The organism is Brenneria roseae subsp. americana, assembly GCF_003115815.1.
In the GTDB taxonomy this organism is placed as follows: Bacteria; Pseudomonadota; Gammaproteobacteria; order Enterobacterales; family Enterobacteriaceae; genus Brenneria; species Brenneria roseae.
On record NZ_QDKJ01000002.1, the window covers coordinates 85,095 to 110,130 of the forward strand.

15 protein-coding genes, 2 tRNA genes and 1 pseudogene are annotated in these 25,036 nt (G+C 52.4%); 12 read left to right on the plus strand and 6 right to left on the minus strand.

Annotated elements, in window-relative coordinates; all coding sequences use genetic code 11:
* Positions 1–436: 436 nt before the first annotated feature.
* The 8 genes and pseudogenes from B4923_RS02340 to recD all read left to right on the plus strand — a co-directional run bounded on the left by B4923_RS02340 (position 437) and on the right by recD (position 14,225).
* Positions 437–940, plus strand: a complete 504-nt coding sequence (locus B4923_RS02340; RefSeq protein WP_109052762.1) for a prepilin peptidase-dependent protein — start codon at positions 437–439, stop codon at positions 938–940.
* A complete protein-coding gene (locus B4923_RS02345) occupies positions 934–1,515 on the plus strand; it encodes a prepilin peptidase-dependent protein (RefSeq protein WP_109052763.1) in 582 nt (193 codons plus the stop codon). The genes B4923_RS02340 and B4923_RS02345 overlap by 7 nt, the downstream gene beginning before the upstream one ends.
* Positions 1,512–1,967, plus strand: a complete 456-nt coding sequence (locus B4923_RS02350; RefSeq protein ID WP_245929479.1) for a YgdB family protein — start codon at positions 1,512–1,514, stop codon at positions 1,965–1,967. The genes B4923_RS02345 and B4923_RS02350 overlap by 4 nt, the downstream gene beginning before the upstream one ends.
* 7 nt (positions 1,968–1,974) lie before the next feature.
* Positions 1,975–2,397, plus strand: coding sequence for a prepilin-type N-terminal cleavage/methylation domain-containing protein (locus B4923_RS02355; RefSeq protein WP_109052764.1), 423 nt, complete (start codon positions 1,975–1,977; stop codon positions 2,395–2,397).
* A gap of 31 nt (positions 2,398–2,428) precedes the next feature.
* A complete protein-coding gene (gene recC / locus B4923_RS02360; RefSeq protein WP_109052765.1) occupies positions 2,429–5,821 on the plus strand; it encodes an exodeoxyribonuclease V subunit gamma in 3,393 nt (1,130 codons plus the stop codon).
* A 36-nt stretch (positions 5,822–5,857) separates the two neighbouring features.
* Positions 5,858–8,806: pseudogene (ptrA, locus tag B4923_RS02365) on the plus strand (pitrilysin).
* Positions 8,803–12,351 (plus strand): exodeoxyribonuclease V subunit beta, encoded by a 3,549-nt coding sequence (gene recB / locus B4923_RS02370; RefSeq protein WP_109052766.1) that lies wholly within the window; start codon positions 8,803–8,805, stop codon positions 12,349–12,351. The pseudogene ptrA and the gene recB overlap by 4 nt, the downstream one beginning before the upstream one ends.
* 5 nt (positions 12,352–12,356) lie before the next feature.
* Positions 12,357–14,225 (plus strand): exodeoxyribonuclease V subunit alpha, encoded by a 1,869-nt coding sequence (gene recD / locus B4923_RS02375; protein WP_109053051.1) that lies wholly within the window; start codon positions 12,357–12,359, stop codon positions 14,223–14,225.
* A gap of 34 nt (positions 14,226–14,259) precedes the next feature.
* Here recD and B4923_RS02380 read toward each other — a convergent pair whose 3' ends face one another.
* Positions 14,260–15,285, minus strand: a complete 1,026-nt coding sequence (locus B4923_RS02380) for a LacI family DNA-binding transcriptional regulator (protein ID WP_109052767.1) — start codon at positions 15,283–15,285, stop codon at positions 14,260–14,262.
* Between the two features lie 357 nt (positions 15,286–15,642).
* On the opposite strand from B4923_RS02380, the gene B4923_RS02385 reads away from it, so the two are divergent.
* On the plus strand, positions 15,643–16,839 hold the full coding sequence (locus tag B4923_RS02385; RefSeq protein WP_109052768.1) for an L-talarate/galactarate dehydratase: 1,197 nt from the start codon (positions 15,643–15,645) through the stop codon (positions 16,837–16,839).
* 99 nt (positions 16,840–16,938) lie between these two features.
* Positions 16,939–18,255: an MFS transporter gene (locus tag B4923_RS02390; protein WP_109052769.1), complete on the plus strand. Its 1,317-nt coding sequence runs from the start codon at positions 16,939–16,941 to the stop codon at positions 18,253–18,255.
* 124 nt (positions 18,256–18,379) lie between these two features.
* Here the strand turns inward: B4923_RS02390 and argA are convergent, their stop codons facing one another.
* Positions 18,380–19,708 carry an amino-acid N-acetyltransferase gene (gene argA / locus B4923_RS02395; RefSeq protein ID WP_109052770.1) on the minus strand — a complete coding sequence of 443 codons (1,329 nt, stop codon included), beginning with the start codon at positions 19,706–19,708 and terminating at the stop codon, positions 18,380–18,382.
* Positions 19,709–20,127: 419 nt separating this feature from the next.
* Between argA and amiC the strand changes: the two genes are divergently transcribed.
* Entirely contained in the window at positions 20,128–21,369 is a 1,242-nt protein-coding gene (gene amiC, locus B4923_RS02400) for an N-acetylmuramoyl-L-alanine amidase AmiC (RefSeq protein ID WP_109052771.1), read from the plus strand.
* Positions 21,370–21,516: 147 nt separating this feature from the next.
* Here amiC and B4923_RS02405 read toward each other — a convergent pair.
* Both B4923_RS02405 and B4923_RS02410 read right to left on the minus strand, forming a co-directional pair.
* Positions 21,517–21,593, minus strand: a tRNA-Met gene (locus B4923_RS02405).
* 47 nt (positions 21,594–21,640) lie between these two features.
* A tRNA-Met gene (locus B4923_RS02410) sits at positions 21,641–21,717 on the minus strand.
* Positions 21,718–22,006: 289 nt separating this feature from the next.
* Here B4923_RS02410 and mltA point away from each other — a divergent pair.
* Positions 22,007–23,254: a murein transglycosylase A gene (gene mltA, locus B4923_RS02415; RefSeq protein WP_109052772.1), complete on the plus strand. Its 1,248-nt coding sequence runs from the start codon at positions 22,007–22,009 to the stop codon at positions 23,252–23,254.
* Between the two features lie 113 nt (positions 23,255–23,367).
* Here mltA and B4923_RS02420 read toward each other — a convergent pair whose 3' ends face one another.
* Both B4923_RS02420 and B4923_RS02425 read right to left on the minus strand, forming a co-directional pair.
* Positions 23,368–24,285, minus strand: coding sequence for a 4-hydroxy-tetrahydrodipicolinate synthase family protein (locus tag B4923_RS02420; RefSeq protein WP_109052773.1), 918 nt, complete (start codon positions 24,283–24,285; stop codon positions 23,368–23,370).
* Between the two features lie 43 nt (positions 24,286–24,328).
* Positions 24,329–25,015, minus strand: a complete 687-nt coding sequence (locus B4923_RS02425; RefSeq protein ID WP_109052774.1) for a TetR/AcrR family transcriptional regulator — start codon at positions 25,013–25,015, stop codon at positions 24,329–24,331.
* Between the last annotated feature and the right edge of the window lie 21 nt (positions 25,016–25,036).

Genomic DNA, 25,036 nt, shown 5'->3' on the forward strand with positions numbered 1-25,036 from the left:
TTTGGGAAGTGTGTTATTTATGGCTGTGAATAGATTGAACGTTGAGGATCGCTATGTCTGAATGAAATGGACTTTTGTGATAAGTGGTGCTTCAAGGTTTCATTACCCTGTAGCGTCAGGCGCTTTTATTCTATCATTTACTTAAGATAGATTTTCCTTTGTGGGAAAGCGCGATTGCAAGTATGAATGGTATATACGATCTATTTAATAACCTGATGAAAGACACATTTTCTGACTATTCTTTCCCGCTAACATATTCATATTTCCGATAAAAGAATATTTAGAGGTATGGATGCCCATGCAATGCTTCCCTGTATTTCCTGATGCTTCGCAAGTTTTTCCTGCTGTTGCATCGTTGCAATAAATCATTGCGTATCGGTATGCATAAAGATGCTAATGCGCTGTATTTAATGGCAAAAGTACCTAGTCTGTCGTCATGAATATACGAAATCGGCAACAGCGGGGGTTTACCTTGCTTGAGATATTAGTCGTCTTAACCATTGTCGCGCTGTTGGCTGGCGGCAGTATGCACGCCTGGATCGGCTATCAACAGGCGCTGCGTCTGGAGCAGAGCGCACAGCAACTACTGGATTTTTTTAACCGGGTTCAGGCCAATGCCTATTGGCATAATAAAACCCGCACGCTACGGCTGATACAGCAGGGAGAACGCTGGTGTATGGTCAGTGATGCTGAACCGCAGGAGGAAAATACGGCCTGCCGTGAAGCGAACCTTCTGCAATATGTCCGCACTACCAAAGAGATTTCGGTATCGAGGGCGACCAGCAATAGTTTTGCTTTTTATGGTTTGCGCAGTACTGCGCAGGCCGGTCACATGACGCTGATGAATCCGGCGGGAAAGTTACGCCTGATCATATCCGTTCGCGGACGTATGCGTCTGTGCAGTGAAGAACAGCCGGTTCTGGCGATCCCGCTATGTTGAGACCTGTGCATATGGGTTTCACGTTGCCCGAAATTCTGTTGGCGCTAAGCCTGAGTAGCCTGATTATGCTATCCGCGGCACAGTGGTATCCCATTTTGCGCAGCCAGAGCCAAAACAGTGCGCAATATTTCCGTCTGGAACAGTTATTCAGTCAGGCTGCTTCCGGTATTGAAAAAGATATTCGCCGTGCTGGTTTTTGCGCCGGAGCGTGTCAGGGAACGTCGATAACCTTGGGACACTATCCGGGAGAAATGGCCAATAGCTGCCTCAATGTCTCTTACGATCTGAATCGCAATGGAGCCTGGGACGGAGGAGAGCAGCAGGAAGAAGAATCGTTTGGTTACCGCCTGCGTGCCGGGGCGCTGGAGATTCAAAGCGGAGCGCACAACTGTTATGGCGATCGTTGGGAGAAACTCTTTGATCCGCAGGAAGTGATTTTGACGTACTTTCATGTACGGCCATTGGGGGGAACGACGGGAGCCCGGTTGTACGAATTGCAACTGACAGGGTTCTGGATAAAACGTCCTGCCATTCAGCGCACGATCACGCGGTTGATTCTGGGACGGAACCAATGAAAAGAAAAGAACAGTACGGCAGCAGCACACTGGTCATGGTGATGTTGATTTCCGTTATCGGGCTGCTGCTCATGTCTGGCCTGCAACGTCAGCTTGATGCGGCCATACAGATGGGAAATGATGAGCGCCATTACCTGCGGGCGTTTAATCAGGCATTATCTTCTCTGAATTGGGGTATGCATTTAGACTGGCCCCCGCTACAGGATGACTGGACGTGTCAGACGCTGGCAGCCGATGCGCTGAACGTATGCCTGAAAAAGGCTTCTGATGAAGGGCTGGGGTTATTGCGCGGGGAAGGTTTGCTGCCGTCTCAGCATCGGCCGCTTTTTCTGTACCAGCGGGTGGCTTTCTCTGGTCTGGCATCAGACCGTATTACGCTTCAGATCGTTTCCCGTGGCTGGCTGGATTTTTGTCCGGATAAACAGGCGGGGCGCTGCATTGAGCCGGAATAAAACCGCGATGACCGGAAATCTATACCCGCAGAGGGGGTTCAGTCTGCCGGAAACGCTGGTCGCGGCATTATTATTAACGGTGTCGCTGCTGGGGTTACTGCAATATCACCAGATATTGCAACAGTCATTTCTGCATCAATGGCAGCAGCGGCAGGCATGGCGGCTGCTTGTGCAGCAGTTGGAAGCGTATGAGGCGGGAGTGAAGTACACTATAGGATTCAATGATAACGCGGGCTCTAACGACAAGATTAGTGACAAAACGGCGCTTGATCGCGCGACCGGGTCTGGACAAGAGTGGCGGTTCAGTTTGTCGGAGCAAATGATGACGGCTGAATGCAGGAAAGTGACGGCAGCTATCGTTACGCCGGGAAATTATCAGGCACAGCTCACCCGCTGGTTTTGTCTGGCGGCGCAATCCGTCAGTGGATAATTTGTCACACAGTGGCATGACAGGAGCCAGCATGTTTACGGTTTATCATTCCAACCAGTTGGATATTTTGAAAAGGCTGATGGTCGAGCTGATGAGGCGTCAGCCGCTTCAGGATCCTTTTCAGCAGGAAGTCATTCTGGTGCAAAGTCCCGGAATGGCTCAGTGGTTGCAGATTGAACTGGCCGGACATTTTGGGATTGCCGCCAATATCCATTTTCCACTGCCCGGCGTTTTTTTGTGGGAAATGTGCCGTCACGTTTTACCCGATATACCGAAAGAGAGCGCTTTCAGCAAAGAGGCGATGACCTGGAAGCTGATGCACTTGCTGCCCGAACAGCTGGAGCAACCTGATTTTGCCCCTTTGCGTCACTACCTGCAGGATGATGACGATCAGCGCAAGCGATACCAGCTTGCCGGACGTATTGCCGATCTCTTCGATCAATATCTGATATATCGCCCGCAGTGGATCGCTCAATGGCAAGCGGGTAACCAGGTTGATGGCCTTGGCGGCAACCAGCTCTGGCAGGCGGCTTTGTGGCGCGCATTGGTTGATTATACCCGGGAACTGCAACAGCCTGACTGGCACCATGCGATCTTGTACCAGCGCTTCATTCAAACGCTGGAACAGGCGAAAACCTGCCCATCCGGGCTGCCGCCTCGGGTGTTTATCTGCGGTATTTCCGCTTTGCCGCCGATCTATTTGCAGGCGCTGCATGCGCTGGTCCGTCATATTGATGTGCATCTGCTGTTTACCAATCCCTGCCGCAACTACTGGAGTGACATTCAGGATTATAAATTTCTGGCCAGGCTGAAAAATAGCTATCGCCGGTTACATCGCTGGGACGGCGCTCAGCCTGAAAGCAACCGTCCCTTATTTCGCGATCCGCAACAGGCCGATGGATTGTTTAATGCCGAAGGGGAACAGCGTCTCAATAATCCGTTATTGGCGTCCTGGGGGAAATTAGGCCGCGATCAATTGTATCTGCTGGCTGAACTCGATGCGGTACAGGAGGTGGATGCGTTTGTGGATCTGGACGCCGATAACCTGCTGCAAACCCTGCAACGCGATATTCTGGAACTGGAAGATCATGCCGTGGTGGCCGTCAGTAAGGAATCGTTGGCAACCAGCGTGAAGAAGCGTCCGCTGGAGCATCACGATCGTTCTGTTGATATCCATGCCTGCCACAGCCCACAGCGTGAAGTTGAAGTGCTGCACGATCGGCTTTTGGCCATGATGGCCGACGATCCGGCGCTGACGCCGCGCGATATCATTGTCATGGTGGCGGATATCGACGGCTATACGCCGTTTATTCAGGCCGTATTTGGTAATGCCCCGACAGAACGCTATTTGCCTTTCGCGATCTCCGATCGGCGCGCACAACATGCTCACCCGGCACTACAGGCGGTGATCAGCCTGCTGGATTTACCCAACAGCCGTTTTACTGCCGAGCAGGTTCTGGCTTTGCTGGAAGTCCCCGCGTTGGCGGCGCGGTTCGGCATTCAGGAAGAAGGGCTGCGCCGCTTGCGGTTATGGGTCGTGGAGTCGGGTATTCGCTGGGGATTGGACGACGATAACGTCCGGGAACTGATGCTCCCGCCAACCGGGCAGCACACCTGGCGTTTCGGGTTGACGAGAATGCTGTTGGGCTACGCTATGGACAGTCAGGCTGGAGACTGGCAAGGCGTGTTGCCTTACGATGAATCAAGCGGTCTGGTCGCAGAGCTTGCCGGGCAACTGGCCGAATTGCTGATGCAGCTTAACGTATGGCGTCAGCGCCTGCGCCAACCCCGAACGTTAGTGGAATGGTTGCCCTTGTGCCGCCAACTGCTGGAAACCTTTTTTGACGCGGATAGTGACACGGAAGCCGCGTTGGCACTGATCGAGAAACAGTGGCAGCAGGTGCTTGGCATGGGAACGGCATCCCGTTATCCACAGTCTGTGCCGGTTTCGCTGTTGCGCGACGAACTCTCTCGCCGGCTTGATCAGGAGCGGCTCAGCCAGCGTTTTCTGGCTGGTTCAATCAATTTCTGTACGCTGATGCCGATGCGTTCAATTCCCTTCAAGGTGGTTTGTCTGCTGGGCATGAATGACGGTGTTTACCCGCGAACCTTGCCGCCCCTTGGATTCGATCTGATGGGGAAAAGTATCAAACGTGGCGATCGCAGCCGCCGCGATGACGATCGCTATCTGTTTCTGGAGGCGATGCTATCCGCGCAGAACAAGCTGTATATCAGCTATATCGGCCGTTCCATACAGGATAACACCCGTCGCTATCCTTCCGTGTTGGTCAGTGAACTGATGGAATACATCGCGCAAAGTCACTATCTGTCGGGGGACGAAGCGCTCGATATTGATAGCAGTGCGGAGCGGGTTATGCGTCATCTGTGTCGCGAACATAGCCGGATGCCGTTTGATGCAAAAAACTTTCTGGCGGCGCCGATGCCGCAGAGCTTCGCCGCGGAATGGCTGGCGGCGGCCAACCGGCAGGGGCAACCACAGCCTGACTTTGACTGTCAGCTACCGCAGGAACGCTATACCGACATCAGTCTGGACGATTTAAAACGTTTTTATCGGCATCCGGTTCGGGCTTTCTTTCAGCTCCGGCTGGGCGTGGGGTTCATGCTGCAAAACGATGAACTTCTTGATGAAGAGCCATTTACCGTCGACAACCTGAGTCGCTATCAGTTAAATACTGAACTGCTTAACACGCTGATTGTTGAAGAAGATCCTGAACGGTTATACCGGCGCGTCCGTGCCGCGGGCGGACTGCCCTTTGGCGCATTTGGCGAACTCTACTGGCAGGCTCAGCAAGAGGAAATGGCGGAACTGGCTGCGCGCATACGCGAGGACATGACGCCGGGTGTGGCGGATAGCCTGGAAATCGATATCCGAATTGATGACATGCATATTCGTGGCTGGTTAGCCCAGGTGCGGCAAGATGGTTTATTGCGCTGGCGTCCCGGAAAACTCTCCATGACAGACGGCATGATGTTGTGGCTGGAGCATCTGGTTTACTGCCTCTCGGGCGGGAAGGGGGAAAGCCGGATGTATGGACGTGAAAAAACGGCATGGCGGTTTGCCCCCATGTCAGAGAAGCAGGCTCTTGAGTTTCTGCAACAGATGCTGGATGGCTATCAACAGGGTATGAATAAGCCACTCCTGCTGCTCAACAAATCGGGCAGCGCGTGGTTAACGCAGTGTTATGACCGTGAAAGTGATAGTATTCAATGGGATGATGAAACGCAGGGTAAGGCTCGCGCCAAACTGCTATTAGCCTGGCAAGGCAATATGGGATTTCCAGGTGAGGGCGAAGACGACTATCTGCAACGAATTGTGCGTGAATTGGATGAAAGACGAATGAATGAGGTCATTGAGGCGGCGCAAACCTGGTTGCTGCCGCCGATTCGTTCTAATCTGGCTTGATTGATGTTGAATACGTGAAGGCTATTGGAGAATTGCATGCGTAAACAGTTTGTCTGGATTACCGGATTGTTTTTTTTATTCACTTTCTGGCTTCCACTGAGTTGGGCTGATACGGGTTGGCAGCCCCTTGCTCAGACTATCCGTAAAAGTGAAAAGGATCCGCGTCAGTACCAGGCGATAAAACTGGATAATGGGATGACGGTACTGTTGGTTTCAGATCCGCAGGCCACGAAATCCCTGGCTTCATTGGCCTTGCCGGTAGGATCGCTTGAAGATCCGAACAGTCAACTGGGGTTGGCGCATTACCTGGAACATATGGTTTTGATGGGTTCCAAACGTTATCCCGAGCCTGAAGCGTTGTCAGAGTTTCTGAAAAAACACGCCGGCAGTCACAATGCCAGCACCGCGTCTTATCGCACGGCATTTTATCTGGAAGTGGAAAACGATGCGCTGCAACCCGCGGTGGATCGTCTGGCCGATGCCATTGCCGAACCGCTGCTTGATCCGGTGAATGCCGACCGTGAACGTAATGCGGTCAACGCCGAAATGACCATGGCGCGCTCCCGCGATGGTCACCGCATGGCGCAGGTCGGCGCAGAGACGTTGAACCCCGAGCACCCCAGCGCGCGCTTTTCCGGAGGCAATCTTGAAACGCTCAGCGATAAGCCCGGCAGTAAATTGCATGATGAACTGGTGAAGTTTTACCAGCGCTATTACTCCGCCAATCTGATGAAAGGCGTGATTTATAGCAATCAGCCTCTGCCTGCATTGGCAAAACTGGCTTCGGAGACCTTTGGCCGCATTGCCAATCATCAAGCCAGCGTACCCGCGATTACGGTTCCGGTTGTGACCGAAAAACAGCGCGGTTTGATGATTCACTATGTCCCGGCACAGCCGAGAAAACAGCTGCGCATTGAATTCAGGGTCGATAACAACAGCCAGGCATTCCGCAGTAAAACCGATACCTATATCAGCTATCTGCTTGGTAACCGCAGTCAGAATACGCTGTCCGACTGGCTACAGAAGGAAGGGTTGGTTGAATCGATTGGCGCGGGCGCCGATCCGATGATCGATCGCAACGGCGGGGTCTTTGCCATTTCAGCGTCGTTGACGGATAAAGGGCTGGCGCGGCGTGATGAAGTCATCGCCGCAATATTCAGTTACTTGCAGCAGATTCGCCGCGAGGGTATCCAACAGCGCTATTTTGACGAAATCGCCCATGTTCTGGATCTGGATTTCCGCTATCCGTCCATCAGCCGTGATATGGATTATATCGAGTGGTTGGTTGATACCATGCTACGGGTGCCGGTCGAACATACGCTGGATGCCATGTATCTTGCCGACCAGTATGATCCCAGGGCGATTGCGGAACGCCTGGATGTCATGACGCCGCAGAATGCGCGTATCTGGATGATTAGCCCGAACGAGCCGCATAACAAGGTGGCCTACTTTGTTGAAGCGCCTTATGAAGTCAATAAAATTCCGGCAGAAACGTTTGCCAAATGGAAAACGCTGGGACAGAAGATTTCATTGTCGCTGCCCGCGGCCAACCCTTATATTCCCAATGATTTTTCTCTGATCAAAGGCGATAGCCGTCTGACTCATCCGAAAACTCTGCTGGAGGAACCGGGGCTGCGTGTGCTGTATATGCCAAGTCGTTATTTCGCGGATGAGCCTAAAGCCGAAATTACCTTGCTGCTGCGCAATCATGAAGCCCGCAGTACCGCGCGTAATCAGGTGTTGTTTGCGCTGAATGATTACCTCGCCGGTCTTGCGCTGGACGAATTGAGCTATCAGGCATCGATTGGCGGGATTAGCTTTTCAACCAAAAGCAATGATGGCCTGGTGATTAACGCTGACGGCTACACTCAGCACCTGCCGCAGCTCTTTCTGGCGCTGGCCGAGGGCTATTCCTCGTTTACCTCGACAGAAGAACAGCTGGAGCAGGCCAAATCCTGGTATCAGCAACAGTTGGATTCGGCAGAAAAGGCAAAAGCGTTTGAACAGGCCATACAGCCAATCCAGTCGCTGTCTCAACTGCCGTACAGTGAACGCGAGGAACGTCGTCATTTGCTGAAAGACATCAACTTGCAGGAACTGGCTAATTATCGGAAGGATTTACTGCAAAAAGCGACGCCGGAAATGCTGGTGGTAGGTAATCTGCAACCTGAAAAGGTCACCGAACTGGCGAAAACGCTGAAAACCCGCCTGAACTGCGGCGGCGAAACGCTTTGGCGTAGTGATGAGATCAGGATCGCTCAACCGCAGAAGGCCAATATGCAGCGTACGGGCAGCAGCACCGACTCTGCGTTGGCGGCGGTTTACATTCCTGCCGGTTATACCGAAACGCAAAGTATGGCGTACAGTTCAGTGCTGGGGCAGATTATTCAGCCCTGGTTCTACAGTCAACTGAGAACGGAAGAACAGCTTGGCTAGGCGGTATTTGCTTTCCCGATATCCATCGGGCGGCAATGGGGGATCGGTTTCCTGCTGCAAAGCAACAGTAAACAGCCGGCCTATTTGTACCAACGTTATCAGGATTTTTATCAGAAAGCGGAAAAGCGCCTGCGAGGGATGAGCGAGGAAGAGTTTGCGCAATATAAACAGGGCGTCATCAATGAGTTGAGCCAGCGCCCGCAAACGCTGAGCGAAGAAATCAGCCGTTTGCGCAATGACTTGGACCGGGAGAACTTTGCGTTTGATACCCGTGAGAAGTTGATTGCTGAAGTTAAACCGCTGACGGTGGGGCAACTGGCGGATTTTTTCCAGCAGGCGTTAAAACCGGAAGGGTTGGCCGTGCTGTCGCAAATTTCCGGCAGCCATCATGACAAGTCGGATTATGCCGCGCCGCAGGGATGGAAGACCTATCCGAATGCGTCTTCATTACAGAAAACGTTGCCCGTTGATAGTTCGCCGGCAATGAATAAAGCACGCGTTTCCCCGTCTGAAACCGCAACCTCTGTCAACAAGGCAATGGCAAAATGAAACAGGCCGCGCCGCAATCATTAAACGTCATGACGTTGCCGCTCCTGGGAGAGCGGCTGATTGAGGCATCGGCAGGTACAGGGAAAACCTACACGCTGGCGGCGCTGTATCTGCGTTTGCTGCTGGGGTTGGGAAAGCAGTCTGCCTACCCGCGTCCGCTACTGGTTGAGGAAATTCTGGTCGTTACGTTTACAGAGGCGGCCACAGAGGAGCTCCGCGAACGTATTCGGGAAAAAATCCACGTATTGCGTATTGCCTGCATCCGTGGGGAAAGCAAGGAGCCGCTGCTGTCGGAACTGTTGGCTGAAATCCCGGATCGTCAGGATGCGGCAGAGATGCTGTTGTCTGCTGAACGGCAGATGGATGAAGCGGCGATTCACACTATTCATGGTTTTTGTCAGCGGATACTGAGTACCAATGCATTTGAGTCCGGCGTCCTGTTTGAACAGGTGCTGATAGAGGATGAGCATCCGTTACGTCGTCAGGCCTGCGCCGATTTCTGGCGTCGCTACTGTTATCCGCTGCCAATGGATATCGCACGCGTCGTCGGTATGGAGTGGAGCGGGCCGGAGAGCCTGCTCGCCGACCTGATGCCTTACCTGCAAGGTGAAAGTCCGGTTTTTCACCACCCTCCTGATGGGGATGAAACGCTGATTAGCCGGCATCAGAAAATTATTGCCGTCATTGATGCTGTTAAACAGCAGTGGCTGGTTTCAGCGGCGGAACTGGAAGGGGTGATCAACGCATCCGGTGTGGATAAACGCAGTTACAGCAGCAAAAACCTGCCTAACTGGTTGCAGAAAGTCACACAATGGGCAGAGCAGCAGACGCAGGATTATCAACTGCCAAAAGATCTGGAACGGTTTAGCCAGCAGATCCTGACGGAGAAAACCAGAAAGGGCGAAGCGCCTGAACACGCGGTGTTTGAGGCTGTCGAGCGTTTACTGGAGGAATCGCTTTCTTTGCGCGATGTTGTCATCGTGCGCGCGCTGAGCGAAATTCGTCAGTCTGTGCGTGAGGAAAAACGACAGCGCGCGGAATTGGGGTTTGATGATCTTCTCAGTCGATTGGATGAGGCGTTGCAACAGCCGGGCGGCGAACAGTTAGCCAGTTCCGTGCGGCAACGTTATCCCGTTGCGATGATCGATGAGTTTCAGGATACCGATCCTCAGCAATACCGTATTTTTCGCTCGCTGTATGGTGGACAACCGCAGTGTGGTCTGCTGTTGATTGGCGATCCCAAACAGGCGATATACGCATTCCGCGGCGCGGATATTTTTACTTATATGCGCGCTCGATCTGAGGTGAGCGCGCACTACACGCTGGGAACCAACTGGCGCTCATCGCACCCGATGGTGCGGGGCGTGAACCGTTTATTTCAGCGTCTTGAATGCCCGTTTATTTTTGAAGACATTCCTTTTCTGGCGGTTGAACCCGCTGGGCCTAAACGCGATCTGGCTTTTGAGGTTGCCGGCGTGCCTCAACCCGCGCTGCAATTTTGGCTGACGGGTGAGGAGACCATTGGCGTCGGGGATTATCAACAGTTAATGGCCCGGCAATGTGCGCTACAGATTCGGGACTGGCTGGCGGCCAGCCAACGCCGGCAGGCCTGGCTGAGTACCGGTAAAGAGCGGCGTCTGGTTCAGGCGTCCGACATGAGCGTTCTGGTGCGCAGCCGCCATGAGGCCGCATTGGTGCGAGAGGCGTTGGGCCGGCTTGCTATTCCATCGGTCTATTTGTCCAATCGCGACAGCGTTTTCACAACGCCGGAGGCCCGCGATATTCTGTGGATCTTGCAGGCGGTGCTGGCCCCGGAACAAGAGAGAACATTACGCAGTGCGATGGCGACCTCGTTGATGGGGTTGGATGCCCTGGCGCTGAATGCCCTGAGCCATAGTGAAGAAGACTGGGATGCCCGGGTCGAAGAGTTTGCCAACTACCGCACGCTTTGGCGACAGCGTGGCGTATTGCCAATGCTGCGCGCGCTGATGAGTCGGCATCAACTGGCTGAAAACCTGCTGGCCAGCGATGACGGTGAACGGCGGTTGACCGATGTGCTGCATATTGGTGAATTATTGCAGGATGCTTCATCGGCGCTGGATAGCGAACATGCGTTGGTGCGCTGGCTTTCGCAGCAGATTATTCAGCCTAATCCACAGGCGGAGAATCAGCAGTTGCGTCTGGAAAGCGATCGTCATTTGGTGCAGATCGTGACGATCCATAAATCGAAAGGGCTGGAGTATCCGCTGGTCTGGCTGCCTTTTATCAGTAATTTCCGGGTTCAGGATCAGGGCATTTATCATGACAGAAGCAGCTACCAGGCTTTGCTCGATCTGCATAACAGCGAAGCGAGTCAGGCGCTGGCGGAAGAAGAGCGGCTGGCTGAGGATTTGCGCCTGCTTTATGTGGCGCTGACGCGTTCGATCTATCACTGTAGCGTTGGTGTTGCGCCGCTGCAACGTTCACGCAGGAAAAGCGAAAGCAGTGATATGCACCAGAGTGCGCTGGGCTATTTGCTCCAGAGAGGCAAAGAGGCCGACGCGGCAACGCTGGTGGCCGAGCTTAAAGCACTGGCCGGGGACGGCGTGGCCGTAACCCTTGTACAGCCTGGCGATGAACAACCATGGCGACCCGATGAACCCGCTCAGGTGACGTTGCAGGCCCGCCGCAATGAGCGGGTATGGCGCAATGGTTGGCGAGTGACCAGCTATTCCGGTTTGCAGCAGCACGGTTCCTCTGTCGCGCAGGATTTAATCCCTCGTCTGGATATTGAGGCGATGGGAGAACGGCAGGAAGAGCAGGAAACGTGGTTTACTCCGCATACGTTTCCACGAGGCGCGAGCCCGGGCACGTTTTTACATGGTCTGTTCGAGACACTGGATTTTACCCAGCCAGTGGACGACGCATGGCTGGCCGAGCAACTGTTATTGCAAGGTCTGGATACCGCCTGGCATCCGGTGTTGCGATCGTGGATGGCGGTGATTTTGACCACGCCGCTCAACGATGACGGTATTACGCTATCGGCGCTGGACGCACGGCATAAACGCGCGGAGTTGCAGTTTTATTTGCCTATTGAGGCGCCGATGCAGGCTGCGCAGCTTGATGAGTTGGCGAAACGGGATGACCCGCTGTCTGCTCAGTGCCCTCCGCTATCATTTCAGCAAGTGCAAGGTATGTTGAAAGGATTTATCGATCTGGTGTTCTGCTGGAAAGGGCGCTATTACCTGCTGGACTACAAATCCAATTGGCTGGGCGCCGATGCCAGTGCCTACACGCAGCCCGCGATGGCGCAGGCGATGGCCGAACATCGTTATGATTTGCAGTATCAGCTTTATAGTCTGGCGTTACACCGCTATTTGCGTCATCGCGTTGCGGATTATGACTATGAACGGCACTTTGGCGGTGTGTTTTATCTGTTTTTACGTGGGATCGACGAACGCTATCCCGGCAACGGTGTGTTTTATTGTCGGCCACAGGCTGCTTTTGTTTCCGGACTGGACCGGTTGTTTCAGGGGAACCAGGCAGAAGAGGCCGATACGCCATGACTACCATGATTGACTTACTTGAAATGGCATTGCAGCGTCGGCTGCTGCGACCGCTGGATAGGCAATTCGCCAGAATGCTGGCTGATGGCGAACATCCTCATTTATTGTTGGCGGCGGCCTGTCTGAGTGCTCAGTCTGGCGCGGGTAACGTGTGTTTGCCATTGGAGAGACTTCAGCCGCCATGGTTATTCGATGGCCGCGACCATGAACTGGCTCAGCGGATCGGGGCATTGCTTGGACAGCCGGACGTTGCAGCCTGGCAGCGGCATTTATTCGCATCGGCAGCGGTCAGCGATGGCAGCCGGCCGACGCCGCTGGTGTTGCAACAGAACAGGCTGTATCTACAGCGAAGCTGGCAAAGTGAAGGTCGCGTAGCCGCATTCATTGCCGATGGGCATCAGGCGTTGCCCAATGATGAGCCGCAGATTCGTACCGTGCTGGATCGCTTATTTCCTGTGGTAGACGGTGAGGTTAACTGGCAGAAAATTGCTGCTGCGGTGGCGTTGACCCGGCGAATCGCCATTATTTCCGGCGGCCCGGGAACGGGAAAAACCACGACGGTTGCCAAATTACTGGCCGCGCTGATTCAGCTGAACGGCGACGGGGACGCGTTACGAATTCAGTTAGCGGCGCCGACGGGTAAGGCGGCGGCCCGTTTGACCGAATCCCTGGGGACGGCATTGAACAACCTTTCGTTGGGTAATGCGCGCCGTGACGCTTTTCCACAGGAAGCGGCAACGCTGCACCGTTTACTGGGGGCGGTGCCGGATAGTCAGCGTCTGCGTCACCATCAGGGCAATCCGTTACATCTGGATGTGTTGGTCGTGGATGAAGCCTCCATGGTTGACCTGACAATGATGGCTAACCTGATCGCCGCTCTGCCTGAACAAGCCAGACTTATCCTGCTGGGCGATCGCGACCAGCTTGCTTCTGTAGAGGCGGGCGCGGTGCTGGGCGATATCTGCCGTTTTGCCGAGGCTGGATATAGCCGCGCCAGGGCGCAGCAGCTACAGCGTTTGACGGGCTGCCGATTGGATGAGATGAGCACGGAAAGTCAGGTTACCGTTGGAGACAGTATCTGCCTGTTGCGCAGAAGTTATCGTTTCGACCAGCACTCAGGGATCGGACAGTTGGCGCTGGCGGTGAATAACGGCGATGAACCGCGCGTGCGGGCCGTATTGAATGGCGCTTTCGCGGATATTACCTGTTGTCCGTTGTCAGAAACGGAGGATTACCCGCGTATTCTGGAACAGAGCGTTGAGGGATATCGTGACTATTTACAGCGTATGGCGGCCGGTGAGAGTCCTGAGGCGGTACTGCTGGCGTTTCAGCGTTACCGTCAACTGTGCGCGTTGCGTGAAGGGCCGTTCGGCGTCGCGGGGCTGAATCCGCGTATTGAACAGGCGTTGCATAAAGCCGGGCTTATCAGTCGAAATCGCAATCCGCTCAACCGTTGGTATATTGGTCGTCCGGTGATGATCGAACGAAATGACGCGGTGCTGGGGTTGTTTAATGGCGATATCGGTATCGCGCTGATGAGTGAAAAAGGTGAATTGCGAGTCTATTTCCAACTGCCTGACGGCAAGCTCAAAGCCGTCGCGCCCAGCCGTTTGCCGCCTCATGAGACCGCCTATGCGATGACGGTGCACAAATCACAGGGATCGGAATTTGAGCATACGGCGCTGGTGCTGCCAAACCACTATTTGCCGGTGTTAACGCGCGAACTGGTCTATACCGCGATTACCCGCGCACGTAAGCGTTTGTCGCTGTTTGCGGATATGAATATCCTGTGTCGGGCAGTAAAAACACCAACCCAACGGCATAGTGGGCTGGTGGAAAGAATAATCATGATGTCTTCTGACAAGACAGTATAAATGCCGGTGTAATATTATGTTTTATAACAAAATGTTATGATGATTCCCGCTCAATCAGTGAGAACCCAATATCGACGATTGGGTCGGAGATCGGTTTGCCTTCAATTTTGTCCGCCAGCATCGTGGCGGCGTCTTTGCCGATTTTCCAGCGATCAATCCTGACCGTAGTGATCGACGGGGTGTTATGCGCCGCAAAATTCAGGTCGCCAAACCCGATAACCGCCAGTTTGTCCGGTACGCTCAAACCTCTTGTTTCTGCTTCCATGATGGCTCCCTGAGCGAGAGTATCAGAACTGCAAATGATGACATCGAACCGGTTGTTATCCTCTGCAAACAGCGTACTCAATCCCTGACGGCCCAGCGCCAGCGTTGCCGGTAGCGGCACCGTAATTTCATGAACATGGCAATCTGGTTTCTTTTGTATAATCTCACAGATCCCTTTTTTTCTTTGTCCCGCTCTTCGGTCCTCAGTCCAAAGCAGACCAAATTGTGAATAGCCCTTATTTAAGAGGTACTGGCCAATCGTATTGCCAATTTTTTCATGGGAAAACCCGACCAGCATATCAAGCGGCGTTGGCGTTAAATCCCAGATTTCAACGACGGGAAGATTGGCGTTCAGAATAATTCTCTTAAGCGCAGGGGAATGATGAATCCCTGTAAGAACAATGCCATCCGGGCGACGCGAGAGAATAGTCGTAACGATATCGGCTTCGGACTCATGCGTATAGCCGGCAACACACAGCAGCATATGATAACCGCGGGTAGCCAGTTCGTCGCTGATAGCCTGAACCGTATCAACAAACATATTGTTATTGATTTGAGGGATGATGACGGCGATAAGTTTGCTGCGTTTTGAGGCTAACCCTCCCGCCAACATGTTAGGAATGTAACCTGTCGCGCGGATGGCCTCCATAACGCGGGACAGGGTCCCTGCACGAACAATTTTGGGATTGTTCAATGCCCTGCTGACGGTCATCGGTGAAAGCCCCGCCGCTCTGGCCACATCTTCCAGTGTGGGGGGACGTGTCGGGTTATTGATTGCGTGTTTATCACTCTTCACTCGATGTTCCCCAATGTATTCCTGACTTCCTGCCTATCAGATTATCGTTGAAGTGGGTCATTTTCCAGCCAAGATTTATGAATAAGGATAATGTGTGCCGGATAGCGCCTCCCCCGATCGGGGTGCGTATTCCCTGCGCATGACTTTTTCCTGATTTTGTGCGTCTGCATAAAATGATTGCGCTATCATTGTGATTTTTCATCATGAATATCATCTGTTTATTAATGGTTATTTTGTCGTTTTAGTCTCTTTTTTGGTTAAATTGTGATCTGTTTTGCATTCGTATGTTCTTTTTCTGTTCGTTTCTGATATTTTGTTTAATTATGTTAGCGCAATCATTCATGAAGGAGAAAGAACATGACACTTAGCGCTAATTCAGATGCCGTGAGCTACGCGAAAGCGAGTAACGCCAAAACTGCCGCCGATACCGGGGATAGAATCGAGTGGGTAAAAATTTCGTTGGCCTTTCTGCCACTGGCGACGCCGGTCAGTGATGCCAAAGTTCTGACCGGACGACAAAAACCGCTTACCGAAGTCGCTATTATTTTTGCTGAAATCCATAGTCGGGATGGGTTTGAAGGCGTCGGCTTCAGCTATTCGAAACGAGCGGGCGGACCGGGGATTTACGCCCACGCCAAAGAAATTGCAGATAACCTGATCGGCGAGGATCCCAACGATATAGACAAGATTTATACCAAGCTGCTGTGGGCTGGCGCGTCTGTTGGCCGCAGCGGCATGGCGGTACAGGCTATTTCTCCCATCGACATCGCATTGTGGGATATGAAAGCCAAACGCGCCGGGTTGCCGCTGGCGAAGCTGTTGGGCTCTCACCGTGATTCCGTGCAGTGCTATAACACCTCCGGCGGGTTCCTGCATACGCCGCTGGAACAGGTTTTAAAAAATGTAGTCATTTCGCGAGAAAGCGGCATCGGCGGGATCAAGCTGAAAGTGGGGCAACCCAATACGGCGGAAGATATTCGCCGTCTTACCGCCGTGCGCGAAGCGTTGGGAGATGATTTCCCGTTGATGGTGGACGCGAACCAGCAATGGGATCGTGAAACAGCCATTCGTATGGGGCGGAAAATGGAAGCGTTTAATCTCATTTGGATTGAGGAACCGCTCGATGCTTACGATGTTGAGGGTCACGCTGCGTTGTCTGCTGCCCTTGACACGCCGATTGCCACCGGCGAGATGCTGACCAGTTTCCGCGAACACGAACAATTGATCCTCGGTAATGCCAGCGATTTTGTTCAGCCCGATGCGCCACGCGTCGGCGGGATTTCTCCCTTCCTGAAAATCATGGATCTGGCGGCGAAGCATGGACGCAAACTGGCGCCTCATTTCGCGATGGAGGTGCATTTGCATCTGGCTGCGGCGTATCCGATTGAGCCCTGGCTGGAACATTTCGAATGGTTGAACCCACTCTTTAATGAGCAGCTTGAGTTACGTGATGGCCGCATGTGGGTTTCCGATCGTCTGGGGCTTGGTTTTACCCTGAGTGAACAAGCAAGAAAATGGACGGCGTTGACCTGCGAGTTTGGTAAACAACCCTGATATGTCACGTGACTGATATTTTCTTTATCAGTCACGATAATTAACTGTACCTCTACTTATCTAATTAAATGCAACCCTCGTTGACAGGAGTTGTCTGCCATGAATACATTAAAAAAACGCACCAATGTTCGATATACGATATTAATTTTCCTTTTTTTAGCAACGGTTTTTAATTATGCAGATCGTGCGACACTTTCGGTTGTCGCACCTTTCATGAGTAAAGAATTAGGCTTCGATCCAGAGGCAATGGGATTTGCTTTTTCTGCCTTTGGTATCTCCTACGTCATTATGCAAATTCCCGGAGGATTATTACTCGATAGATTTGGTTCACGACTGGTATATGGCTTTGCTTTGATTGCCTGGTCTATTGTCACGATGTTTCAGGGGACGATTTATCTGTTTACCTCCCCTCTCGTTGCGCTGGTTGTTCTGCGATTGTTAATGGGCGCGATAGAGGCTCCTGCGTTTCCGGCCAACAGCCGTCTTAGCGTTCAGTGGTTCCCGGATAAGGAACGAGGGTTCGTGACCTCGGTTTATCAGGCGGCCCAATATATTTCTCTGGGGATTGTTACGCCATTAATGACGGTGATTTTACATAATTTAAGCTGGCATTATGTGTTTTATTATATCGGCGCAATCGGTGTTGTTCTGGGAATATTCTGGTTTATCTATGTTCAGGAGCCGTTTAAACATAAAAAAATTAATCAAGAGGAGCTTGACTATATCCATTCTGGTGGCGGGGAACCGACTCTCGGCGTTAATAAAAAGAAAGAGAAAATTACTTTTTCACAAATTAAACTTGTCTGCGTTAACCGAATGATGATTGGTGTTTATATCGGTCAGTTTTGCGTTACGTCTATCACCTGGTTCTTTCTCACCTGGTTTCCAACTTATTTATATCAGGCGAAAGGGATGTCAATATTGAAAGTCGGTTTGGTCGCTGCCATTCCCGCTATTGCCGGATTCATCGGGGGATTAATCGGCGGAATATTTTCTGATTATCTGTTACGACGCGGCTATAGCCTGACAATATCGCGCAAGCTTCCGATTATCTGCGGCATGTTGCTGTCGTGCACCATTATTACCGCTAACTACACCAGTTCAGAAGTGGTCGTTATTGGCGCGATGAGTCTGGCGTTTTTTGCCAAAGGATTTGGCAATCTGGGATGGTGTGTATTAAGCGACACTTCCCCGAAAGAAGTATTGGGCATCGCGGGCGGCGTTTTTAACATGTGCGGTAATATGGCCAGTATCATTACGCCTCTGGTTATTGGCTTTATTTTATCCTCCACTCAATCGTTCGATTACGCCATTTTATACGTGGGTTCGATGGGGGGAATCGGCCTTATTGCTTACTTGTTTATTGTCGGACCGTTGGAGCGAATCAAAATAACTACCGTGCCGGCGGCGCAATAACTTCAGGTGATTGGTGTCCCTGTGACACATGCTGTTCCGTGGATTTGAACTCCTCCGGAACAGCAATTTTTTACCGCGGCTGATGCGCGGCCATCACGTATTGTCGCCAGGTGGCCGGTAAGTCTCAGGTCAGATCCAGCACCAGAATTTTTGACCGACGCTGGTAGTTGTACAGGGCCTGCTTTTTCTTCGGCAGCATTTCCACTTCGGCGAGTAAAAACCCGCGTTCCTGGAACCAGTGAATGCTGTGGGTCGTCAGAACAAACAGTTTGCTCAGCCCTTGCAGGCGCGCCTGAGATGCAATCCGCTGCAACAGCATGTCACCGCGTGAAGAACTGCGATAGTCAGGATGCACCGCGACGCAGGCCATTTCGCCGATGCTCTCTTCCGGGAAAGGATAGAGCGCCGCGCAGGCGATGGTCAGGTTATCGCGCACCACCACGGTAAACTTGTCGATTTCCATTTCCAGCTGTTCACGCGAGCGTCTGACCAGAATACCCTGTTGTTCCAGCGGACGAATCAATTCCAGAATCCCGCCAATATCGTTAATCGTTGCCCGCCGCACCTGCTCGGCGCTTTCCATCACGATTTGCGTACCAATACCGTCACGGGAGAACAGTTCTTGCAGTAAAGCGCCGTCATCCTGATAGCTAATCAGGTGGCTGCGACGCACGCCGCTACGGCAGGCTTTAACCGCGCCGCGCAAAAATCTGACCGTACCGGAGTGGTAATCGCCGTCCGCTTCCAGCGCTTCAATCCGCCGCTGGGCATCATCCGGAAACAGTTCGGAAATAATATTGCCTTCTTCGTTGATTACGCCCTGGGAAGAGCAGAAACCAATCATTTTTTCGGCTTTGAGCTTGATCGCCAACTGAGTGGCGACTTCTTCAGAGGTCAGGTTGAAGCTTTCACCCGTAACGGAAACCGCGACCGGCCCCAGCAGGACAATCGCGCCGCTATTTAACTGGCGGTGCAATGCCTCTTCATCAATTCGGCGGATGCGTCCACTGTGGCAGTAGTCCACGCCATCATCAACGCCAAGAGGCTGGGCAATGATGAAATTGCCGCTGACGACATTGATGTGCGCGCCCTGTAGCGGCGTATTATTCAAACTCATGGACAACCTTGCGGTGATGTCCAATTGCAGCATCCCTGCGGCCTGCTTAACCAGTTCCAGCGTGACGCTGTCTGTTATGCGGGTATTTTTGTGATAGCGAGGTTCGTAGTGATGGGTTGTCAGATTGGCATCGATCTGCGGACGGGCGCCATAAACCACGACCAGCTTGATTCCCAGACTATGCAATAGCCCGATATCATTGACGATGTTGGCGAAGTTTTCATGCTCGATGGCTTCTCCACCCAGCATGATGACAAACGTTTTGCCGCGATGGGCATTGATATAAGGAACTGAATGGCGAAAGCCTTGAACCAGTTCTGTACTACGTTCCTTCACTGTGAGCCCTCTTTTGAATTTTTATTCGTAATTTTTGTATTTTTATTCTTTATGAGGCAAAAGGCAAGGGGCAAGTAACGGGGCTGGAGCCTGTGCGATAAATTCAGCATTCATCTCGTTTATTCCTTCATTCTCTCTGCCGTGAGGACTGAGGAATCGGATTTTTCAACGTATTCAAACCGATACCTTATTCACGGTTTGCTCATGCGGTAACTGACTATATTTTCGTCGGTTCAGTTAAGGCTATAACCAGAAAGTGTCAGGGGAAGCGCACGCTTTCGGTTTGAAGGAGATAAAGATATAAAGCATAAACATGATTTTTGCATGACAGCGCAGGGGAGATTCGTTAAAGTTTTTGACAATTTTCTTATTTCTGTTTTCAGTTTTTGCCAATGGCACCGTAATCAGACCGGAGTTGCATGTCTCATTCGAATCACAATCTGACTCGGCGGCGCTTGTTACAAAGCGCGGCAGCAACCTGGCTGTTAAGTGTGAGCGGCGTCGGGCTGGCAGCGACAGCGCAGGTTATTGCTGTGCGCGTCTGGCCTTCCTCTTCTTATACCCGTGTCACGCTGGAATCGAATCTTGCGCTGAAATACAAACAGTTCACTCTCAGCAATCCGGACCGCATTGTCGTGGATATTGAGAATATCCATCTGAATAGCGTGTTGAAGAATATCTCCGGTCAGTTCCAGCAAAACGATCCGCTGATTAAAGAAGCCCGTATTGGTCAGTTTGATAAAAATACGGTGCGGCTGGTGCTGGAATTAAAGCAAGGCGCCAGCACCAAACTGTTTACGCTGAATCCGGTGGCGGAATTCAAGCATCGCCTGGTTGTCGATCTTTATCCGGATGTCGGCAAGTATGACAACGAAGACGATCCGCTCTTGGCGCTGCTGGAAGACTATAACAAAGGTGAACTGGAACGTACGTTGCCCGCAGAAGCGCCGAAAGCGGGGAGGGCGGGGCGCGATCGCCCGTTGGTCATCATGCTGGATCCCGGTCATGGCGGCGAGGACCCCGGAGCGATTGGTAAAAACAAGACGCGCGAGAAAGATATCGTTTTGCAGATCGCCCGGCGTCTGCGTACTTTGATCGATCGTGAATCCAATATGAAAGCGTATATGACCCGTAATGAGGATGTGTTTATTCCATTACGGGTGCGGGTGGCGAAAGCGCGCAAGCAGCGGGCCGATCTGTTTATCTCTATTCACGCGGACGCGTTTACCAATCGTGCGGCCAGAGGTTCATCGGTATTCGCGCTTTCCAAGAAAGGGGCAACCAGCACTGCCGCCAGCTTTCTGGCGCAGACGCAGAATGAATCGGATTTGATTGGCGGGGTCAGCATGAGCGGCGATCGCTATCTCGACCATACCATGTTTGATCTGGTGCAGACGGTCACGATTAGCGATAGCCTGAAATTCGGTAAAGAAATTCTGACGCGGCTGAGTAAGGTGAACCGTTTGCATAAAAACAGTGTCGATCAGGCTGGCTTTGCAGTATTAAAAGCGCCGGATATTCCTTCCGTTCTGGTGGAAACCGCATTTATCAGCAATCTTGAAGAAGAACGAAAGTTACGAACCAGCCATTTTCAGCAACAGATTGCGGAGTCTATTCTGGCCGGGATCAAAGCCTATTTTGCCAGTCAGTCGGCACGATAAGCGAAAGCGCGGGAGTATCCGGTTATCCGTCAGGAATCGATGGGGATTGGAGCAAAGCGTAGTAATGCGATAAAGGGGATGGATATGGGAAGGGTGTTCCAGAAAGCAAAAAACACCCGTCAGGGTGTTTATTCTCTGATAATCAATTGGTTGCGGGGGCCGGATTTGAACCGACGACCTTCGGGTTATGAGCCCGACGAGCTACCAGGCTGCTCCACCCCGCGTCCGTCTTGATATCTTATTTTCTCTGATGGCAACACACATCAGTAATTGGTTGCGGGGGCCGGATTTGAACCGACGACCTTCGGGTTATGAGCCCGACGAGCTACCAGGCTGCTCCACCCCGCGTCCGTGGAAGCGCACTATACTCTGCATGAACTTCGATGCAACCTATTTCTGTAAAAAACACGGGATCGCCTGTTCAGGTGATGAATTTACCGCCTGATAGTCTGTTTTTTAAACGCCATGTGCTGGACTTTATGCGGTGTTCTCTCTGACAGCGACTGTTCGGGCCGTTGTTTATGCAACGTTATAAACCGCTTTCGCGATTTTTTGGAGAGGTGCGTTTCTTTATCTATAGGCGTTTGTTATCGTTCGGCAGTGGGTCTACATGATGTCAAAAGAGAGCGCAACGAAGATGAAAGGATGTTGGGGAAAATATGTGCTGACTGGCTTGGTGATTGCCATTCTGGCGGGGTGTCAGTCCAGACCGACCGATCGGGGACAGCAGTATAAAGACGGACACCTTAATCAGCCGCTGGAACTGGTGAATGAGCCTAATGCAAAGGGGAAACCTGTCAATGCGCGCGACTTTGTCACGCAGGTTTCGGAAATCAGGGCGGCTTCTCCGAGTCTCTATACCCGCAACACCAACACCTTTCAGGCGATCGAAAACTGGATGATGTCTGGCGCCGATACGCGCGAACTGAGCAAATTCGGTTTGAGCGCCTGGCAAATGGAAGGGGTGGATAACTTCGGCAACGTTCAATTCACTGGCTATTACACGCCCGTACTGCAAGCTCGCTATACCCGCCAGGGAGAATTCCGCTATCCGCTCTACGCCATGCCGTCACGCGGTAAGACGAATCGTCGCCTGCCGGATCGCGCTTCTATTTATTCTGGCGCATTAGATGACCGTCTGATTTTGGCCTGGAGCAATTCGCTGGTGGATAATTTCATGATGGAAGTGCAAGGCAGCGCCTACATTGATTTTGGTGACGGTCGCCCGCTAACGTTCTTTGGTTATGCCGGTAAAAACGGCCATGCCTACCGCAGTATCGGCAAGGTGCTGATCGATCGTGGCGAAGTTGCCCGTGAAGATATGTCCATGCAGGCTATTCGCCAATGGGCGGAACAGCATAGCGAATATGAAGTTCGTGAACTGCTGGAGCAAAATCCGTCTTTTGTGTTCTTTAAACCAATGATGTCTGCGCCAGTCAAAGGCGCCAGTGCCGTCCCGCTGGTGGCGAAAGCCTCCGTTGCCTCTGACCGTTCGCTCATTCCGGCGGGGACGGCCCTGCTGGCTGAAGTGCCGCTTTTGGATAATGAAGGAAAGTTTACGGGTAAGTATGAAATGCGTCTGATGATTGCGCTGGATGTCGGAGGGGCGATTAAAGGCCAGCACTTCGATATCTATCAGGGCATTGGTCATGAAGCCGGGCATGCCGCTGGCTTCTATAACCACTATGGTCGGGTATGGGTACTGAAAAAAACGCCGGAAGCGTTTTCAACGCCGTTTACGACGGCCCGCAAGGATGACGGACAGGAATTGCCTGTCATAAAAAATAACCAGAGCGGCGGGACATTGTTCCATTCGGCGCAAAATAGCCCTGCGGTGAATGTCAGCAATTCAGGATCGTTATTGGTCAGTAATCCGCAAAATTGATTATGTTCTTTTACTGCGTCTCAAAGGAAATTAGGCAGCGTTTCTCTTTGCGACGTGAATCTGAGCCGTCTGAATACCAGGCGGCTTTTTCATGGGTTCAAATAAAACGGGAATTAGCTTTTAAAACCGTATTTGCTGCTCAAGCCTAATTCGTTAACGAGGCGAACGCCGGTCTGCAAGGCTTCACCCTGTAAATCCCGCAGCGGCCGGCGCAGGCTGCCGGAGGGTAAACCAACGGCCTTCATCAGGGATTTCACCGCGACGGGGTTGATCGCTGAGTAGGTGTAGTGCAACAGGGGCAGCAAATGCTGGTAGGCTTTGCGGAAGCGCTCGGCATCATCGCCGTTTTTCCACGGACGAGAAATCTCCGCCAGCTCTGCCGGGGCAATATTACCCGTCATATTCGCGGTCCCGTGACCGCCTAATGACATGGTCGGTATCACCAAGCCCAGATTGGGTGAATCGCAGCACATTACTGAAACGTCCGGATTACCCGCCAGCACCTGCGCGACCTGTCCGACGCGGGTGGTGGACTCTTTATGAATAACATAGTTGGGATGCTTGAAAATACGCAGCAGGGAAGTCCAGTGCAGATCGGTTTTCACCCGTGGCGGGTTGTTATAAATCCCCAACGGTAAGTCGGTGGCGTCGGCGATTTCCAGAAAATAGTTTTCGATGTCGCTTTCGCTGGCGCAAATGTAAGCGGGCGCGGCGATAATGGCGCCGTCTGCGCCGTTATCCCTGGCAAAGCGGACATAGTCAATGGTGGTATCGGTGTTATTGCCGGTGCAACCATAAAACAGCTTCATTTTATTGGTGTTGTACTGTGCGGTACGACGGATGATCTCTTTTCTCTCCTCTGCGGAAAGCATGGAGACTTCCCCGGTGGACCCCATGATCAAAACGGCGGTCGTACCGTTGTCTTCCTGAAATTTTAATAACGCTTCAAATGCGCCGAAATCGACGCTGCCATCTTCATTGAATGGGGTAATAAGGGCAACAAACGACCCTTCAATTTTTTCTCTGCTCATGTTTCGTTCCTGTCGGTTTAGTCATGCTACGGGTAAATAAAAATCAGGACTGAAGCGGTCTGGCGATAAAACCAGCCTCAACAAAACGTAATAAGTGCGCCAGAACGCGATCGTCATCGCTGTTGTCGCACAGCCCTTTGGATAACAGCGCCAGACGGCCGGAACGCGGGTCGGCATCGGTCAGAACGTGCATGGCGGCGCCGCGGGTAAATTCATAACGCCAGATAATGTCTGCCCGGGATAATTCAGGCAGTGCGCGGGAAAAGGCATCGATAAAGCGGTGCGCCACCTGATCAAATTGGGCGGAAAGCAGGGCGGTCACCCCCAGACCCGGCGTGGCGCGCAGATGTTGCAGCAGGCGCACCACAATGCGTCCGCCGTCGGGGGTACGAGCCGTTTTGACCAACGGGCGCAATAGCGCATCCAGCAACGCGGCGACGGGAGGGGTATCGCCGTGATAGGTCTGCTCAACCTTATCCAGCAGGCGCGTTCTTTCTTCATTCAGTGGCCCCAGAACCGCGTCCAGAACGGCGCTCAGCAGCCCATCTTTGGAGCCGAAGTAATAATTCACCGATGCCAGATTGACGTTGGTTGCTTCGGTGATTTCGCGAATAGTGGTCAGTTCACTGCCTTTGCAGGCAAAAAGCGTAATCGCTTCACGCAGGATGCGTTGTTTGATGTCTGCTTCTTTTTCTTTGGTTTGCGCTGTGGTTTTCAGTAAGGCCACCATAATTCATCCTTTTTGTGTTAC